General features: G+C 44.6%; 18 protein-coding genes and 1 pseudogene. 5 read left to right on the forward strand and 14 right to left on the reverse strand.

The features are described 5' to 3' along the window. Positions 1-58 precede the first annotated feature (58 nt). The 10 genes and pseudogenes from KHN79_RS10245 to bolA form a co-directional block, all read right to left on the reverse strand. Positions 59-292: a DUF2789 domain-containing protein gene (locus KHN79_RS10245; RefSeq protein ID WP_182008704.1), complete on the reverse strand. Its 234-nt coding sequence runs from the start codon at positions 290-292 to the stop codon at positions 59-61. A gap of 127 nt (positions 293-419) precedes the next feature. Continuing rightward, complete coding sequence (nqrM, locus tag KHN79_RS10250; RefSeq protein ID WP_014232787.1) at positions 420-653, reverse strand: (Na+)-NQR maturation NqrM; 234 nt, start codon at positions 651-653, stop codon at positions 420-422. Positions 654-675: 22 nt separating this feature from the next. After that, the gene (locus tag KHN79_RS10255) at positions 676-1,680 is read right to left on the reverse strand and encodes an FAD:protein FMN transferase (RefSeq protein ID WP_182008705.1); all 1,005 of its coding nucleotides are present in this window, start codon (positions 1,678-1,680) and stop codon (positions 676-678) included. A gap of 157 nt (positions 1,681-1,837) precedes the next feature. After that, positions 1,838-3,060, reverse strand: a pseudogene (gene nqrF / locus KHN79_RS10260) (NADH:ubiquinone reductase (Na(+)-transporting) subunit F). Between the two features lie 33 nt (positions 3,061-3,093). Continuing rightward, positions 3,094-3,690 (reverse strand): NADH:ubiquinone reductase (Na(+)-transporting) subunit E, encoded by a 597-nt coding sequence (gene nqrE / locus KHN79_RS10265; RefSeq protein ID WP_014232790.1) that lies wholly within the window; start codon positions 3,688-3,690, stop codon positions 3,094-3,096. 7 nt (positions 3,691-3,697) lie between these two features. Then, complete coding sequence (locus KHN79_RS10270) at positions 3,698-4,330, reverse strand: NADH:ubiquinone reductase (Na(+)-transporting) subunit D (protein ID WP_182008707.1); 633 nt, start codon at positions 4,328-4,330, stop codon at positions 3,698-3,700. Then, positions 4,330-5,100: a Na(+)-translocating NADH-quinone reductase subunit C gene (locus tag KHN79_RS10275; protein WP_182008708.1), complete on the reverse strand. Its 771-nt coding sequence runs from the start codon at positions 5,098-5,100 to the stop codon at positions 4,330-4,332. Before KHN79_RS10275 ends, KHN79_RS10270 begins: the two co-directional genes overlap by 1 nt. Further along, entirely contained in the window at positions 5,090-6,334 is a 1,245-nt protein-coding gene (locus tag KHN79_RS10280) for an NADH:ubiquinone reductase (Na(+)-transporting) subunit B (RefSeq protein ID WP_182008709.1), read from the reverse strand. Before KHN79_RS10280 ends, KHN79_RS10275 begins: the two co-directional genes overlap by 11 nt. Before the next feature lie 5 nt (positions 6,335-6,339). After that, positions 6,340-7,680, reverse strand: coding sequence for a Na(+)-translocating NADH-quinone reductase subunit A (locus tag KHN79_RS10285; RefSeq protein ID WP_182008710.1), 1,341 nt, complete (start codon positions 7,678-7,680; stop codon positions 6,340-6,342). A 472-nt stretch (positions 7,681-8,152) separates the two neighbouring features. Next, entirely contained in the window at positions 8,153-8,461 is a 309-nt protein-coding gene (gene bolA, locus KHN79_RS10290) for a transcriptional regulator BolA (protein WP_182008711.1), read from the reverse strand. A 271-nt stretch (positions 8,462-8,732) separates the two neighbouring features. Between bolA and KHN79_RS10295 the strand changes: the two genes are divergently transcribed. From KHN79_RS10295 to KHN79_RS10310, 4 genes are all read left to right on the forward strand, one after another. After that, positions 8,733-9,887, forward strand: a complete 1,155-nt coding sequence (locus KHN79_RS10295) for a methyltransferase (RefSeq protein WP_182008712.1) — start codon at positions 8,733-8,735, stop codon at positions 9,885-9,887. A 31-nt stretch (positions 9,888-9,918) separates the two neighbouring features. Continuing rightward, positions 9,919-10,488: a YajG family lipoprotein gene (locus tag KHN79_RS10300; RefSeq protein WP_182008713.1), complete on the forward strand. Its 570-nt coding sequence runs from the start codon at positions 9,919-9,921 to the stop codon at positions 10,486-10,488. Further along, the gene (locus tag KHN79_RS10305) at positions 10,488-11,033 is read left to right on the forward strand and encodes a peptidylprolyl isomerase (RefSeq protein WP_182008714.1); all 546 of its coding nucleotides are present in this window, start codon (positions 10,488-10,490) and stop codon (positions 11,031-11,033) included. The genes KHN79_RS10300 and KHN79_RS10305 overlap by 1 nt, the downstream gene beginning before the upstream one ends. Before the next feature lie 111 nt (positions 11,034-11,144). After that, positions 11,145-12,497, forward strand: a complete 1,353-nt coding sequence (locus KHN79_RS10310) for an MFS transporter (protein WP_182008715.1) — start codon at positions 11,145-11,147, stop codon at positions 12,495-12,497. An 83-nt stretch (positions 12,498-12,580) separates the two neighbouring features. Here the strand turns inward: KHN79_RS10310 and KHN79_RS10315 are convergent, their stop codons facing one another. From KHN79_RS10315 to KHN79_RS10330, 4 genes are read right to left on the reverse strand one after another with little or no spacing between them, the layout of a single operon-like run. Further along, a complete protein-coding gene (locus tag KHN79_RS10315) occupies positions 12,581-13,240 on the reverse strand; it encodes a ChrR family anti-sigma-E factor (protein ID WP_182008716.1) in 660 nt (219 codons plus the stop codon). After that, the gene (locus tag KHN79_RS10320) at positions 13,237-13,821 is read right to left on the reverse strand and encodes an RNA polymerase sigma factor (protein ID WP_182008717.1); all 585 of its coding nucleotides are present in this window, start codon (positions 13,819-13,821) and stop codon (positions 13,237-13,239) included. The genes KHN79_RS10315 and KHN79_RS10320 overlap by 4 nt, the downstream gene beginning before the upstream one ends. Positions 13,822-13,867: 46 nt before the next feature. Further along, positions 13,868-15,226 (reverse strand): DUF4397 domain-containing protein, encoded by a 1,359-nt coding sequence (locus tag KHN79_RS10325; RefSeq protein ID WP_182008718.1) that lies wholly within the window; start codon positions 15,224-15,226, stop codon positions 13,868-13,870. Beyond that, positions 15,223-15,819, reverse strand: a complete 597-nt coding sequence (locus KHN79_RS10330) for an LON peptidase substrate-binding domain-containing protein (protein ID WP_182008719.1) — start codon at positions 15,817-15,819, stop codon at positions 15,223-15,225. Before KHN79_RS10330 ends, KHN79_RS10325 begins: the two co-directional genes overlap by 4 nt. 324 nt (positions 15,820-16,143) lie before the next feature. On the opposite strand from KHN79_RS10330, the gene KHN79_RS10335 reads away from it, so the two are divergent. Then, positions 16,144-16,935, forward strand: coding sequence for an outer membrane protein OmpK (locus KHN79_RS10335; RefSeq protein WP_182008720.1), 792 nt, complete (start codon positions 16,144-16,146; stop codon positions 16,933-16,935). Positions 16,936-16,968 lie beyond the last annotated feature (33 nt).

Genomic DNA, 16,968 nt, shown 5'->3' on the forward strand with positions numbered 1-16,968 from the left:
TATGCCGGATGAAAACGAGAGTTTGCTTTGTAAGATGACAAGTTTGAGGTAGTACTAACTAATCCCTTAACATGACATCAAGCTGATCGACCAATTCAGCCCAGTCGGCATCCTGTTCTATAGCCTGCTTCAAAAATGCTGACTGTGAACTTGTCCAAAAGCTCGCTTCGTGTATTGGTGCTGAGTCTCGCTTATGTCTGTGAGTATTCACGAACTCTTTTATTTCCTTTGGGGAACTCCCCAAGCCAAGTTGCTCAAACAATTCCGTCATGCCGTGTTGGTGCATTTCCATATCTGCCTCCTAAACAGGATCACTATCCAAGAGTATATACCCAGTCTGGCGCACAATAAAAAATAACCCAGCGTTAGCCGGGTTATTCAAATATGATTATTACGTGGCAACATTCTTTTACAGAGTGTTATGCAATACGGTCTTTTTCCCAAGCCGCCAGCTTCTCAGCGCGTGCCGCTTCGCGTGCTTCACGCTTTTTACGCGCGTCACAAGGCTCAGGGCAATTACATACCTTTTCAATGCCTACAGCACCTAATCCGCCGCAGCTACCTTTTACAACTTTTTTCTGGATAATATAGCCGATAGACATTGCTGCAATCACTGCAACAAACACGGCAAATGTAATTAGAAATGTACTCATAAAAACATGCTCACTTCTGCTGTTATTTGTTCATAAACGGCTTGTAGGTTTCTGAAGCCAGTTCTTTAAAGCCATCGTCCGTTTTCACAATCATGAAAACCGGAATGCTATTTTCGTTCGCGATGGCCATGCCTTTCTCTGCACCAAGTACCATTAGCCCTGTAGCAAGGCCATCAGCAGTCATCGACGATTTATCCAATACCGTAACAGACACAACTTTGTGGTTGATCGGTTTGCCTGTTTGAGGGTTTATAATATGAGAGTATCTCACACCATCGCTCTCAAAGTAATTACGATAGTCACCACTTGTTGCAATCGCCATATCACCCGGCTCGATAATCTCTTGGATCGAGCGCTCATCAACGGTTGGTTTTTCGATAGCGATACGCCAAGGCACACCTTCGCGGTTCACACCTTTTAGGCGCATTTCTCCACCAACTTCAACCATATAATTACTAACACCCGCAGATTGCAGATAGTCAGCAACGACATCTACCCCCCAGCCTTTCGCAATCGTTGAGAGATCAACGTACAAATTTGGAATATCTTTTGCCAAGCTATTTCCATCTACAAAAAGATGGTGGATGCCGGTATTCTCTTTACGCTCAGCCAGCTCTTCATCTGAAGGAACCACATCCGGGCGCGCTTCCGGGCCAAAACCCCATAAGTTAACCAATGGGCCTACCGTCACGTCAAGCGCCCCTAGAGTCAAGTTGTTTAAACGAATTGCTTCTTTTACGACAGTTGCGGTTTGTGAAGAGACCTCGAATGGTTCACTGGTCTGATGCTGATTGAAACGACTTAGCTCCGAGTCCTTGCGATACGTCGACATCTGGTCATTAACTTCTTCCAACAAACGGTCAACTTCCGTTTGTAGCACCTTTGGTGTTGGAATCCCATCTTGCTCGATGTATTTGATGTTATAAGTAGTACCCATCGTCGGACCACTAAAATGAATTTGATCTGCTGGCTGTTCACAACCAGCCAAAACCAATAGAGAAGCGAATGCAACAAGCCACTTTTTCACTTGTTTACTCCCATTGTTGTTGAATTGATATTGAAAATGGATCGCTGAAATTCAAACCTATTTCCGATATCAACTGAAGACAACCATTACTTTGATTAGAAAAAAGAATGGCTAGCTCTGAATGAGCTAGCCATAAGTTCAATAACGTCGTGGAAAATTAACCGCCGAAGTCATCAAGTAGGATATTCTCATCCTCAACACCTAGATCTTTCAGCATGCCGATTACAGCTGCGTTCATCATAGGTGGACCACACATGTAGTACTCACAGTCTTCTGGAGCTTCATGGTCACGTAAGTAGTTCTCGTAAAGAACGTTGTGAATGAAGCCGGTATAACCATCCCAGTTATCTTCTGGCATTGGATCTGACAGAGCACAATGCCATACGAGTTGTCGTTTTCTGCTTGTAGGCCGTCGAAATCTTCTACGTAGAACATTTCGCGCTTAGAACGCGCACCGTACCAGAAAGACATCTTACGCTTAGAGTTAAGACGCTTAAGCTGGTCAAAGATGTGCGAACGCATTGGCGCCATACCAGCACCACCACCAATGAATACCATTTCAGCATCAGTATCTTTCGCGAAGAACTCACCAAATGGACCTGAAATCGTACACTTGTCGCCTTCTTTAAGAGACCAAATGTATGAAGACATGATACCAGGTGGTACATCAGGATTATTAGGCGGCGGCGTAGCGATACGCACGTTTAGCATAATAATGCCTTCTTCTTCTGGGTAGTTAGCCATTGAGTAAGCGCGGATTGTCTCTTCGTTTACTTTAGACTCGTAACGGAACAGGTTAAATTTGTCCCAGTCTTCACGGTACTCTTCTGGTACGTCGAAGTCAGCGTATTTCACGTGGTGAGCAGGCGCTTCAATCTGGATGTAACCACCAGCACGGAAAGGTACTGATTCGCCATCTGGAATTTGTAGCTTAAGCTCTTTGATGAATGTCGCTTTGTTATCGTTAGAGATAACTGTACATTCCCACTTCTTAACGCCGAAGATTTCTTCTGGAAGTTCGATGTCCATGTCTGTTTTCATTGCAACTTGACATGCTAGACGCTCACCTTCACGTGCTTCACCTTTAGTAATGTGGTCAAGCTCGGTAGGTAGGATATCACCACCACCAGATTTAATTTTTACGCGACACTGACCACATGAGCCACCGCCACCACAAGCAGAAGAAACGAATACACCAGCACCAGCAAGTGCTGTTAGTAGTTTTCCGCCTGGTTGTGTAACGATCGCCAGATTAGGGTCGTCGTTCACAGAAATTGTAATGTCACCTGTTGGTACAAGCTTAGACTTAGCGAAAAGAATCACTAGTACTAGAGCCAGTACAATCAGAGTAAACATCACTACACCAAGAATAATGTCCATTGACTATTCCTTAATTGTTGCGGTTTACCCGACTTACAGTTGAACACCAGAGAAAGACATAAAGCCTAACGCCATTAGACCTACCGTGATGAACGTGATGCCTAGACCACGTAGACCTGGAGGTACGTCAGAGTACTTCATCTTCTCACGGATACCTGCAAGAGCAACGATGGCTAGCATCCAGCCCACACCAGAACCAAAACCATAAACAACAGATTCAGCAAAGTTGTAGTCACGTTGTACCATGAAAGATACACCACCGAAGATCGCACAGTTTACTGTGATCAACGGTAGGAAGATGCCTAGCGCGTTGTACAGAGGTGGGAAGAAACGGTCTAGAACCATTTCTAGGATCTGTACAAGTGCAGCGATTACACCGATAAAGGTGATGAAGTTTAGGAAGCTAAGATCGACACCTTCAACTAAAGCGTTTTCTCTCAATACTAGGTTGTAAACAAGGTTGTTTACTGGAACAGCGATAGTAAGTACTACTACAACCGCAACACCCAGACCAAAAGAGGTCTTAACTTTCTTAGATACCGCAAGAAACGTACACATACCTAAGAAGAAAGACAGAGCCATGTTTTCGATGAAAATCGATTTAACTAACAGACTAATGTAATGTTCCATGACGTCCTTACTCCTTCGCTTCTACTTGTTCTGGTTTCAGAATACGGATTGCCCAGATTAGGAAGCCGATTAGGAAGAATGCTGATGGTGCTAGAAGCATCAGACCGTTTGGCTGATACCAACCGCCGTTACTCACTAGAGGTAGGATTTCCATACCAAATAGTTTGCCTGAGCCGAATAGCTCACGGAAGAAACCAACAGTAATAAGAACGAAACCGTAACCAAGACCGTTACCGATACCATCGATAAGTGATGGGATTGGCGCAGACTTCATTGCGAATGCTTCAGCACGACCCATTACGATACAGTTCGTGATGATAAGGCCTACGAATACCGATAGCTGCTTAGAGATATCGTACAGGTAAGCCTTAAGCACCTGGTCTACCACGATTACTAGCGATGCGATAATAGCCATCTGAACGATAATACGTACGCTGTTAGGAATGTGGTTACGGATTAGAGATACCGAGAAGTTAGACAAAGCAGTTACAAATGTTACTGCCAGCGTCATAACAAACGCAGTCTCTAGTTTAGTTGTTACTGCAAGCGCAGAACATACACCAAGAACCTGTAGCGCGATTGGGTTGTTGTCCAATACTGGCGCTAAGATGCTCTTTTTAATATTTTGTGCACTAGACATTAGTTCAGACCTCCGTCACGAACTTTTGCTAGGAATGGACCAAAGCCCATGTCACCTAACCAGAAGTCAAATGTGTGTTGAACACCGTTACTAGTTAGTGTCGCACCTGACAGGCCGTCAACACCGTGCTCAGAACCTGCTGGAGCACCACCTTTCACAACTTTGATAGCTGGCTTGTGGTTTTCATCAAACAGTTTCTTACCTACGAATTGTGCGCGCCAGCTTGGGTTCTCAACTTCACCACCAAGTCCAGGGGTTTCGCCCTGCTCGTAGTAAGTGATACCTGACACTGTGTTGCCATCTGTTTCAACAGCAACGAATGCGTACATCATAGACCATAGACCGTTACCGTGAACCGGTAAGATAACTTTAGATACTGCATCGCCATCTTTAACAAGGTATACAACACCCGTGTTAGCACGACGAAGGATCTTTGCTTTGTCATCTTCAGCAGGTAGCTTGATAGATTCAGCAGGATCTTTTGCAGCTTTTCGCTGGTCGTAAGTCGCAGCGTTACCTTCTACAAAGTCACCAGTGTTAAAGTCCACCAGACGTGGTTCGATGTATTGTGCAAATAGCTCAGGTACGTTTTTACCTGCAGCATCAATGCCCGCAACTTCAACGATCTTCGATTGCTTATCTAAAACAGCGTTAGCTTTTTGCTTATCGCGTAGACCTACTGCTGCTGTTGATACGATGATTGAACAAACAAGGCTCAACCCGACAACAACACCCAGCGTCTTTTTAATGCTGTCGTTATTACTTGCCATAACGTGCTTGTCTCCGCTTGATGTTCTTCTCAATAACTAAGTGGTCGAACAGAGGTGCAAACAGGTTCGCGAATAGAATCGCCAGCATCATACCTTCTGGGTAAGCTGGGTTAACTACACGGATAAGAACACACATTACACCGATAAGAGCGCCGTACCACCATTTACCTTTGTTAGTAAATGAAGCGGATACTGGGTCTGTCGCCATAAAGAACATACCGAATGCAAAACCACCTAAAACTAGGTGCCAGTGCCATGGCATGTTGAACATTGGGTTAGTATCTGAACCGATAACATTGAATAGTGTCGATGTAGCGATCATACCGATCATTACACCTGCAATGATGCGCCACGATGCTATACGCATGTACACAATCATCGCTGCACCAATCATCAGTGCAAGCGTCGATACTTCACCGATAGAGCCAGGGATGTTACCAATGAATGCGTCCATCCAAGTGATAGGAGCACCAGAAACTGTGTTAACTAGAGCACCGTTACCACCTTGAGCCCACTGGCTAAGAGCCGTTGCACCAGAGAAACCGTCAGCTGCAGTCCAAACTACGTCACCCGAGATTTGAGCCGGGTAAGCGAAGAATAGGAATGCACGGCCTGCTAGCGCAGGGTTTAGGAAGTTACGACCTGTACCACCGAAGATCTCTTTCGCGACAACAACACCGAAGGTAATACCTAGCGCTGCTTGCCATAGAGGAAGTGTTGGCGGAACGATAAGTGCAAACAGGATAGAAGTTACAAAGAAACCTTCGTTAACTTCGTGCTTGCGCACCATACAGAACAACACTTCCCAGAAACCACCAACAATAAACACTGTTGCGTAGATTGGAAGGAAGTATGTCGCACCCAGAAGCATCTTACTGCCAACCCCAGCTTCGGCAGAAATGGTTCCGCCAAACATTTCGGTTAGCCAGTAGTGCCAGTTACCTGCTACTACTGTTGCCAGTTGGTCACCAGCATGCATGTGAGTCAGTGCTGCGATAGCCTGGCCACCCGCGTTGTACATACCCCAGAACATTGCTGGGAATACCGCGAACCAAACCATGATCATGATACGTTTCAAGTCAACGCTATCACGAACGTGCGAGCTTCTCTTTGTTACAAGACCCGGAGTATAAAACAGCGTTGCTGCTGCTTCATAAAGGGCAAACCACTTCTCATGTTTACCACCAGGCTCAAAGTGATGCTCGATGTCTTCAATAAATTTTTTAAGAGACATGAAAATTACCCTTCCTTCTCGATCTTATCTAGGCACTCACGAAGTAGTTGACCGTATTCGTACTTACCAGGACAAACAAAGGTACACAATGCTACGTCTTCTTCGTCTAGCTCCAGCGCACCAAGTGCTGCTGCACTATCTGTATCGCCTGCACATAGATCACGAAGTAGCAAAGTAGGTTCCATATCTAGTGGCATTACACGTTCGTAGTTGCCAATTGGAACCATTGAACGATCACTACCATTCGTCGTCGTTGTCATGTTAAACAACTGACCTTTGAACAGGTGACCAAGGAATGAGCGAGTTACTGAGAACTTGTTCTTACCAGGCATAGCCCAGCCAAACAGCTCTTTTTCATAACCTTCACGCAAAACAGAAACTTGTGCGTGGTAACGACCAAGGAAAGCATGAGGACCAGTTGCGTGTGTACCTGTCAGTACAGAACCAGAAATCACACGAACATCACCTGGCATCAACTCGCTATCTGTTACGTCGTCTAGGCTTGCACCCAGAGTCGTGCGAATTAGGCGCGGATTATTTACTACCGGGCCAGCCAGAGAAATAACACGATCAGTGTAAAGTTCACCAGTTAGGAACAACTTACCGAACGCGATAACGTCTTGGTAGTTGATGCTCCACGCCACATTTTCTGCATTTACCGGGTAAAGGAAATGCATGTGGGTGCCAGCAAGACCTGCCGGGTGAGGACCATTGAAGACATGTTCTTCAATATTAGATTGAGAAGAGCGCGGCAAGCTAGTGCCAGATTTACATACGTAAACCTTGTCTTCCGTCAGGGCTGAAAGAATGTCTAGACCAGCAACGAATGCTTCTTGTTGCTCGTTAATTATCAACTCAGGATTAGCTGCTAAAGGATTAGTATCCATTGCAGTTACGAAAATCGCCTTAGTTGAAGACTCGATTGCTGGAACCTTGCTAAACGGACGAGTACGTAAAGCGGTCCATAGGCCAGATTCAACCAATTGAGTCTTGATCACTTGACGATCCAGACCTGTAAGTTGAGCGGCTTCGAACTTATCGAATGTAACCTGCTCTTCACCTGCCACTTCAATCACTACAGATTGAAGGACACGTTTAGCGCCACGGTTAATTTCGATCACTTTACCGGCTGCCGGTGCAGTGAATTTCACGCCTGGGTTCTTTTTGTCTTCAAAAAGAACTTGCGCTTTTTTCACTTCATCACCAACGCGGACATGCATGGTTGGACGCATGCCAACGTACTCTTCGCCAAGCAAGGCGACTTTTTTGATGGTCTTACCATCATTAATCACCTGGGATGGAGTTCCTGCGATAGGAAGATCCAAGCCCTTCTTTATTGTAATCATACGCACTTGCACTACTTTTATCGGGAAAAAGATTCTTTTGATTGCGTAACTTTTAGACACGACATCAGTGTCCGGTTTTGGTGCTGTTTTAAACACCAAAATCGCAACATCCTATTAAAAATCTCGTTACAAAAAATAAGCGAGATTTCTCAGGTGCAATATTCTAGCATTTTTTAGGAACTTGATGCCATGACCAATCATAAGAAAGGAGTGGTTATTTAGGTACAATCAGGTCTAAAAGGTCAAATAATACTCATAACTTTGACCAATCGCACAAATACAATAGTCCATACATATCGCATGGAAAATCAATATTCACCACCTGAAACATTCTCTGATTTCCATTCATTTGTTGAAACACTGTTAATGTTTTTTCTTTAACAGTCGGTCAGGTGAACACCCTGTTGTTACACGATTCAAAACGAAAAAAAAGATGGCTTTCACCATCTTTATATATTTGTTTTATACGCTTCTAACGTCCGCCACCCACACACATAGGGCTATCTGGCGCGCCGTCTTGCTGACGCTTCCATTCTTCATCAGTGTAAGTGTGAATCGCTAATGCATGAATATGATTATCGAGTTCATCAGCCAGAATCTGATGAACTTGTCGATGTCGTCCAATCAGTCTGTGCCCGGCAAATGAGTCGCTGACAACAATGACTTTAAAATGACTTTCTGAACCAGGTGGCACATTGTGCATATAGCTTTCATTAATCACTTTCAGATAACTTGGTTGCAATTCACTATGCAGCTTTTTCTCTATGATTTCTTGGATCATATTCGTTCCTCGTCGATATGCATTTGGTAAGTATATACCCAACTTGCAATAACTTGCAGCACCCTTAGTCAGATATGTTTACGCCACTTAACGGAATAATGAAATAACAACGCAATATCTTAGCTGACAGCAAAAACACATATTTAACTCATGCGGGTTCCAAGCGCCAGACAAAAGGCAGTAAACATAAAATTTCAAAGCTTTTTGTATCTACACTTGCCATCATTTGAGACAATAACGCCTAGTTTATCGAATCAATCTACGTTTACTTATGAAAACCGAACTGAATCTGCATGATCGAAGCTTAAACCTTCACCGTTACCCCAAGCGCTCCAACGAAACACTACAAGCATGGGACGCGGGAGATGAGTACCTGATTAATCATGTCGAAGAACTCGCGCTGCCAGACAATCAGCACATTGTCGTGATTAATGATAACTTCGGTGCCCTCGCCTGCTGGTTTTCTGAAAAACATCATGTGACGTTTATAAGCGACTCCTATATTTCTCGCAAAGGCGCTCAGAAAAACCTTGAAGAGAATCAATGTGGTGACGTCACATTTCTCACCACAATGGATGATATACCAGCTAACACTGATCTCGTTCTACTGCAGCTGCCGAAAAGTAATCGTCATCTGGTTTGGATACTCAGCCAGTTGAGAAAAACACTCCCTGAGTCCTGCCCTGTAATTGCGGTCAATAAAGCGAAAGAGATCCACACTTCGACTCTAAAGCTATTTGAAAAACACTTAGGTGAAACGAAAACTTCCCTCGCCTGGAAAAAACACCGTTTGGTTTTCTCACAAGCGAACGTTCAACCGGTTCTGGATGTCGACCCAATCACCGCCTGGCATGTAGATGGTGAGAAGATTCAGCTTAAAAACCTTCCTAATGTCTATTCAGGAGAAAGCTTGGATTTGGGTGCCCGCTTCATGTTGCAGCACATCCCTCAGGATGAGTCTATTAAGCACATTATCGACTTAGGATGCGGCAATGGCGTACTTTCCGTAAAAGCAGGACAACTCAATCCTGAAGCGCGTCTTACTTGTGTCGATGAAAGCTACATGGCTTTAGAATCAGCCAGACAGAACTTACTAGATAACTTAGGTGAGGTTCGTGATATCCAGTGTATCGCGAACAATTGTCTGGACGGTTTCGAAAAAGAGAGCTGTTCACTCATCATGTGTAACCCGCCTTTTCACCAACAACAGGCGATTACCGACCATATTGCCTGGCAAATGTTTTGTGATTCCAAACAAGTTTTGAACATTGGGGGTTATTTACTTGTCATAGGTAACCGACACCTGGGTTACGATGCCAAGCTTAAGCGCCTCTTTGGCGATAGTAATGTGAAACTTATCGCTTCCAATAATAAGTTCGTGATTTTACAGGCGATAAAAAGTCCTGCTAAATTAAACACAAAATAATAAAACTAAAAAATAAACAAGGAACTATAGAATGAAAAAACTGGTACTCGCGGCTTCAGTTGCTTTGCTTGCTGCATGTTCAGCACCTCAACAACCTCAACTGAACCTGATGCCTGAAAGCACACTTAGTACAAATCCAATTGTACAAGGCAAAACTTACAGCTTAACCAGTAAAGATACCCGCGCTTCTCAGTACGTCGCTTTGGTAGACAATGGCCGCTCGAATATTCTTCCTCTTCATGCCAAACAGAATTTACGTATTACTCTGGAACAAGCGTTGGAACAACAGCTTTCGTCTCAGGGTTTCCATGCCGATCTAAACAGCAACAATGTGGTTGAGCTTAAAGTCCAGCAAGCACTCGTGAATGTAAAACATTCGGTGATGGAAAATGAAATGGACGCTAAAGTCGTTATAGAAATTACGGCAGAAAACCCGCAAGGCCGACTTGTTAAAACCTTCACGGGCACAGCAAAACGTTCAGGCACACTAAGTGCGTCGGATTCTGACATTGAGCAGACACTAAACGATGTTATTAGCCTGACACTAAAAGAAATCGCCAACGACCCTGAACTTCGTAATTACATGCAGGAACGATTCTGATGATACGTAAAGCTATTATTTCTCTCGCGCTACTAAGCTGTAGCGTCTGGGCCGGGCCTAAAGTGGAGTTTGAAACAACGCTAGGTTCATTCACCGTAGAACTAAACGAAGAAAAAGCACCGATTACCGTCGCGAACTTCATTAAATATGTGGAAGACGGTAGCTATAAGGGAACGATTTTCCACCGTGTGATCCCGGGCTTTATGGCTCAGGGTGGCGGCTTCAATCAAGATATGCAAAAGGTCGAGACCTATGCGCCTATTAAGAATGAAGGCAGTAACGGTTTGGAGAATAACCGTGCGACTATCGCGATGGCCCGCACTAATGCCCCTGACTCTGCCACTCGCCAGTTCTACATCAACTTAGTGGATAACGATTTTCTGAATTACGGTGCCCGCCCGCCGGGTTATGCGGTATTTGGTCAGGTAATCGAAGGGTTTGAAGTCATTCAAAATATGGCGAAACAACCAACAACGTCTGCGCGCGGAATGCGTGACGTACCTGAAAAACAAATCGTGATTACCAACGCGACGCTACGCAAATAATTACCCAAACTACCTCTATTTACTTAGTTCAGCGAGAATAGTTAGGGCACAAACCCTTTGAGTACTCAAAGGGTTTTCTCTTTCAACAGCATCACTAAATTGGATTAACCTATGTCTTCATTACCCTCCATCACTTGGTTGGAAACGGTAAAAAGTTATCTCGACAGACGCTTGTTATGGGTCTTTATGCTCGGGTGCTCAAGCGGTTTTCCGTGGGTACTGATTGGCTCTAATATGTCTGGTTGGCTAAAAGATGCTGGCCTTACACTTTCTGCAATTGGCTACTTTGGTAGTGTATTCGCTGTATATGCGATTAACTTTCTCTGGGCCCCCCTAGTAGATCGGGTCAAACTGCCGCTGTTGCACCGTTTATTGGGACAGCGACGCAGTTGGATATTTTTATGCCAGAGCATTGTACTCATTGCGACTCTGTTCATTGCAGGTGTGGACCCTGCAGAGAACTTGGTATTTGCATCACTTCTTGCTCTTTGTATTGCTACCGCATCGGCAACACAAGATATCGCCATTGACGCTTTTCGTATCGATACCTTCCCAAAATCGGAAGCATCTAAGTTACCTCAGGCATCCGCAATGGCGGTAATTGGGTGGTGGACCGGGTATTCGCTACCCGGCTATCTGGCATTTATCAATGCTGACAGCATCGGCTGGAATGGCGTCTATTATGGTATGGCTTTCGTCGTTGTCATTTTAATGATCTTTACCTTACTGGTAGGCGAACCGAAAACACAACGAGAACAGTTACAATCAGCAGCAGAACAGCGTCATAAAGAGGTGGTGGGTTCAAGGCTGGTCGCATGGTTTACGGTAACCGTCGTCGAGCCTTTTCTCGATTTCTTCAATCGCAATGGTGTGCGAGTCGCAATTACCTTATTGCTGTTCGTATTCCTGTTTAAGATTGGGGAAGCATTCTTGGGCCGCATGTCCATCGCATTCTATAAAGATATCGGCTTCAGCAACGAACAGATCGGTCACTACTCGAAATTGATTGGCTGGGGAGCCACCATATTCTTCACTTTCGTGGGCAGTATGTTCAATGTGAAATTTGGTATTGTGCGCGGCCTGATGATCGGTGGTATCGCTATGTCGGCAAGTAATCTGATGTTTGCGTGGATTGCCTCTGTAGGCCCGAATGAGCATCTATATTTGGCGACCATCATCGTCGATAACTTTACTACTGCGTTTTCCACGGTAGCATTTGTTTCCTTCCTTACAATATTGACCGGACAAGCGTTTTCAGCGACCCAATATGCGTTGCTAGCATCTTTAGGTAATTTTGGTCGCACAACACTTGCATCTTTCAGTGGCGAACTGGTTGATTACCTCAATGACTGGAGTACCTTCTTCATCCTGACTGCTGTGATGGTGATACCAAGCCTGATAATGCTTTATTCACTGCGCCATTACTTCGATGAACTGTTAGAAAAGGCACGGCATAAAGATTAAACGGCTCTGACCCAAACATCTTAAAGCAAGAAACAGAAAAGCCACCGGAAATCGGTGGCTTTTGGTATTTAAAACCTGTCACGTTATGGATATAGCCCTTTACCAAACAGGTTGAAGACTCTTGCTACGCCCTGAGTAAACAACATAGGCTCTGTCAGTACCGTTAAACAAAGACAATCTTCTCCTGATTTAGTGTACGGACTGTGTTTCACCGATGCATCTCGTATCATCAGATCGCCTTCTGCGTAATCGCCATCTTCATCACTAAAGCTGCCATGAAGCACTAGGGTCGACTCCAACCCTTTGTGTGTATGTTGCGGAATCCGAACATTTTCACCGATGTACATTAGGTTTACCCGTGCATCTTCACCCAGTTCTATCTGGGCACTGTACACCTTGCCCCCGTAGCTTCTCCACGAGCTAACCAGGTCAGAAAAGCGACTCAGGGTTTTAGGAAGCTCAAAGGTTTTGCCTGCAACGGACACTTTGGCCGTATCTCTGAGAATAACGCTATCCCGCATCATCGGAGCGGTGACAATGTTATTAAACATATCATCAAACTCAGGAATATAAGCGCAAGGAACATCACTGACTACATCCGCTTGCTCAGCCTCAATCCGATTTACATATTCCCGGCACTTGGAGCACGTTTCCAGGTGCGTCGCGACCACAAGACCAGAAACCGCATCAATGCTTCCCGAAGCATACGCCTCTAACAGTTTGTTATCTGGATGTTTGTTCATAGTTGCTCCGTATGCATTGAATGTCTAAGCTTTTCTACTGCCAATCTCAGGCGGGATTTAACGGTTCCAAGAGGTATATCAAACAGTTCAGCTACTTGCTGATGCGGCAACTCTTCAAGATAAACCGCCTGCAAAACATCTCGCTGATTTTTCGGCAAGGTATCTAAAAATTTAACGACCTGCTCTTTCAGCATGTCTTGCTCTGGCGAATAATGATCGATGAGATCAGGCGGGTAATATTCCGAAGGCCAGATATCATCCGAATGGATATGAAGCTCTTTACCCTTTTGCTTCCGCAACAAGTCAAAACACAAATTGCGGATGATTGTGTATATCCAGGTCGATAACGCACTTTTCTCCCCATCATAGAGGTGCGCTTTATGCCAAACCGTAGCCATGGTTTCTTGTACCATTTCCATCGCTACTTGCTCGTTTCCAACGTGCTTATAGGCGAATTGTTTCAACTTAGGAGCATAAAAACGGAATACAAAGGAAAACGCGTCTTTATCCCGCGCTTTTACTTTTTCCATATAAGCGTTCCATTCTTTTCGCCCTAATTTTTGTTGGCTATCACTCATCATAATCGGCCTTAATAATCAGGAGGAGTTTCCCCCTCCTGTTTCCGTCCTAGTCTGTTATGTCATTAACTAACAGGTTGAAGCCACCACTGTTGCCATCGTCTATCGCTACCACCTGGTAAACGACCCCATTCATAAGATTGACTGGCACTGAATCAACAGCAATCGTAGATGGGTCACCAGCAACCGTTACGGTGACGTAATAGGTTCCTTCTTCAACGTAAAGTCTTTGCAGACTATCTTTGTACGTAAAGTCTGTGACGGCTGGATCACTACCCTCAATTCCTGTACTGGTAGTGAGATAGATATCAACTTTTTCAGCAACCGGATTTGCTGCTGCGTGTGTAATATTCAAGGTCGCACTGGTTGCAACAGCCCTTCTCATATCCTCAACAACTAAAGGCTCTATATCGACAGAAGGGCTAACCACGCCTACAGCATAAATGCTGTAATCTTTTCCGCCTTCTACAGCTAGTGCATCCACGTTGATGATTGGGTCAGATGTTGTGCCATCGACAAATACGTCAATGTCATAAGAGTCAGCGTCTAGATCTAGATAACCTCGAATCTCTTTGAAAGATAAGTCAGCCAAAGGCGCAAACGGCACACCATTAACATTCACATCAACAACAGGCGCCCCGTCCACAAGGTGACCAACACGGACTTCCGCTTGGCTTGCTGTATCCTGAATTATAGAAGAACCAGAGCCGTCTAAAACTATCAGCTTAACCGGAGATGCACTGTTTGAGTCTCCGGTATTAATAGCGGCAATAGTTAAATCAGAGTTCCCTTCAAGTGAAAGCGTTCCAGAGTCAAACACAACGGTATCATCCACAGCTAATCTAACTTGGTAATCTCCAGCAGGGATATTGAGTACGTCAGTTGAGCCTTTGTAGGTGAGATTCGTTATTGGCATAACCGATGATAAAGCAGCACCAGGCTCTGTCACGTATAAGTCGACAGCAGGTACTCCGGAAGCGGCGTGCACAATCTGAACATCTAAACTGTTTTCATCTGCCATAGAGTCGGCACTACGAGCTACGACTAGCGGCTCAACAGGGTTTGGCGAACCATCCGCGTCACCAACAACAAATACGGTGTATTTAAGATCTGAATCGAGATCCAGCTCAGTTCTTGGAACCACGGTTGCCACCTCATCTCCCGGTAGCTGAACATCTACTTGTACCGAATTCATACCCTCTCGTAACTCAACATACCCAGAGCCTGTACCATAATCGACGTCAGTGAGTGCAGCTTTGTCATTTATCCATACATTCGCTAATGGCGCATCATGAGATGCATGTACCGCCTGAACGTTAGAATACTCAATGGTATCTGTATCTGAGCCACACGCTGCTAACCCAAGAATAGATAACATAACCATTACTACTTTTCTCGATAGTTTCATAACCTCTCCTCTTTATTATTTGGGGCTTCCAGTGCCTGGCAGAGAAACTTCAATGCTGGCAGGCAATCATCAGCACCAGCCAACTTCTCAAACAGATTACAATCCAGCGGTAACAACTCCAGCCAACGCTGAGTTACCCAAGTCGGGTCATCATAAAAACGATGTAAGTAGAGCGTACCTAACTGTGGGAACTCCTCATAAACGTGAGCAAGCTGTTGACTTAAATAACCAAAGCTGAGCAACTCCGGAGGTACGGCCCAATTTTCCATCCACTCAACTTCAGCATGTCGCAAACCGTCTGCATCAGCTCTTACTCGCTTTACATTGAATCGCTTTTCGCCAACCACTGTAATGCCTAAAAGCCCATCACTTAACGTTTCAAAATCAACAATCCGGACTAGTGTTCCGACCGAAGAAACGTTCCCCACCTCTTTAGGATCGCCGTCGTTGCCTACTAGACAGACTCCGAAACCAATATTTTTCGAACTGCACTCTTTCACCATTCGTATGTAACGTGGTTCAAAAATACGCAAGTTCATTTTGCCTTCAGGAAGTACGACTGAAGTGAGTGGAAACAACATAACTTCGCTCATTAATAAGTCCTCTTTTGTTCACCGAGTAATACGAATCTGGGATTACTCGGATCACTAACCATTTTTGTTGGTTAATCGACTGACTTAAAAAGTCACAAAAACCACCCCAAACCAGATCAAATTCACATATCAAATGCAATGAAATGTAATAAATAAAAAGTTCCGCAATTAAAAATAGTTTCGTGACGCACATCACCAAAAAAGGTTCCTTTTTGCACGATCTATCACTTTCTTTTGAGATTTTTATCGCTATTATTCCCGCCAATTGGAGAGCGCGGCACAGATCGCGAGTTCTGAAACATTACAAACATAGAGAGTCCCCTTATGCGTAAATCACTATTAGCTCTTAGCCTTCTAGCAGCGACTTCAGCACCAGTTATGGCAGCTGATTACTCCGATGGCGATATCCACAAAAACGATTACAAGTGGATGCAATTCAACCTTATGGGTGCATTTGACGAGCTACCAGGTGAGTCTTCTCACGACTACCTAGAAATGGAATTCGGCGGCCGCTCTGGTATTTTCGATCTTTACGGTTACGTTGACGTGTTCAACCTGGCATCTGACCCAGGCAGCGACAAAGACGGTGCTGAAAAAATCTTCATGAAGTTCGCGCCTCGCATGTCTCTGGACGCACTGACTGGTAAAGATCTGTCTTTCGGTCCAGTACAAGAACTATACGTTGCATCCCTAATGGAATGGGGTGGTAACTCTGGTGTTAACAGCCAGAAAATCGGTCTGGGTTCTGACGTAATGGTTCCATGGTTAGGCAAAATTGGTCTAAACCTATACGGTACTTACGACGGCAACAACAAAGACTGGAACGGTTTCCAAATCTCGACTAACTGGTTTAAACCTTTCTACTTCTTCGAGAACGGTTCATTCATCTCTTACCAAGGTTACATCGATTACCAGTTTGGTATGAATGACGACGTAAAAGAACTTAACACTACTAACGGTGGTGCTATGTTCAACGGTATCTACTGGCACTCAGACCGCTTTGCAGTTGGTTACGGCCTGAAAGGTTACAAAGACGTTTACGGTCTTAAAGATGGCGGTTGGGCAGGTAAAACATCTGGCTTCGGTCACTACCTAGCTGTAACTTACAAGTTCTAATTGAACCAATAAGTTTTCTCAAAAATGGCGCCA

Source organism: Vibrio sp. B1FLJ16 (assembly GCF_905175385.1).
Taxonomy (GTDB): Bacteria; Pseudomonadota; Gammaproteobacteria; order Enterobacterales; family Vibrionaceae; genus Vibrio.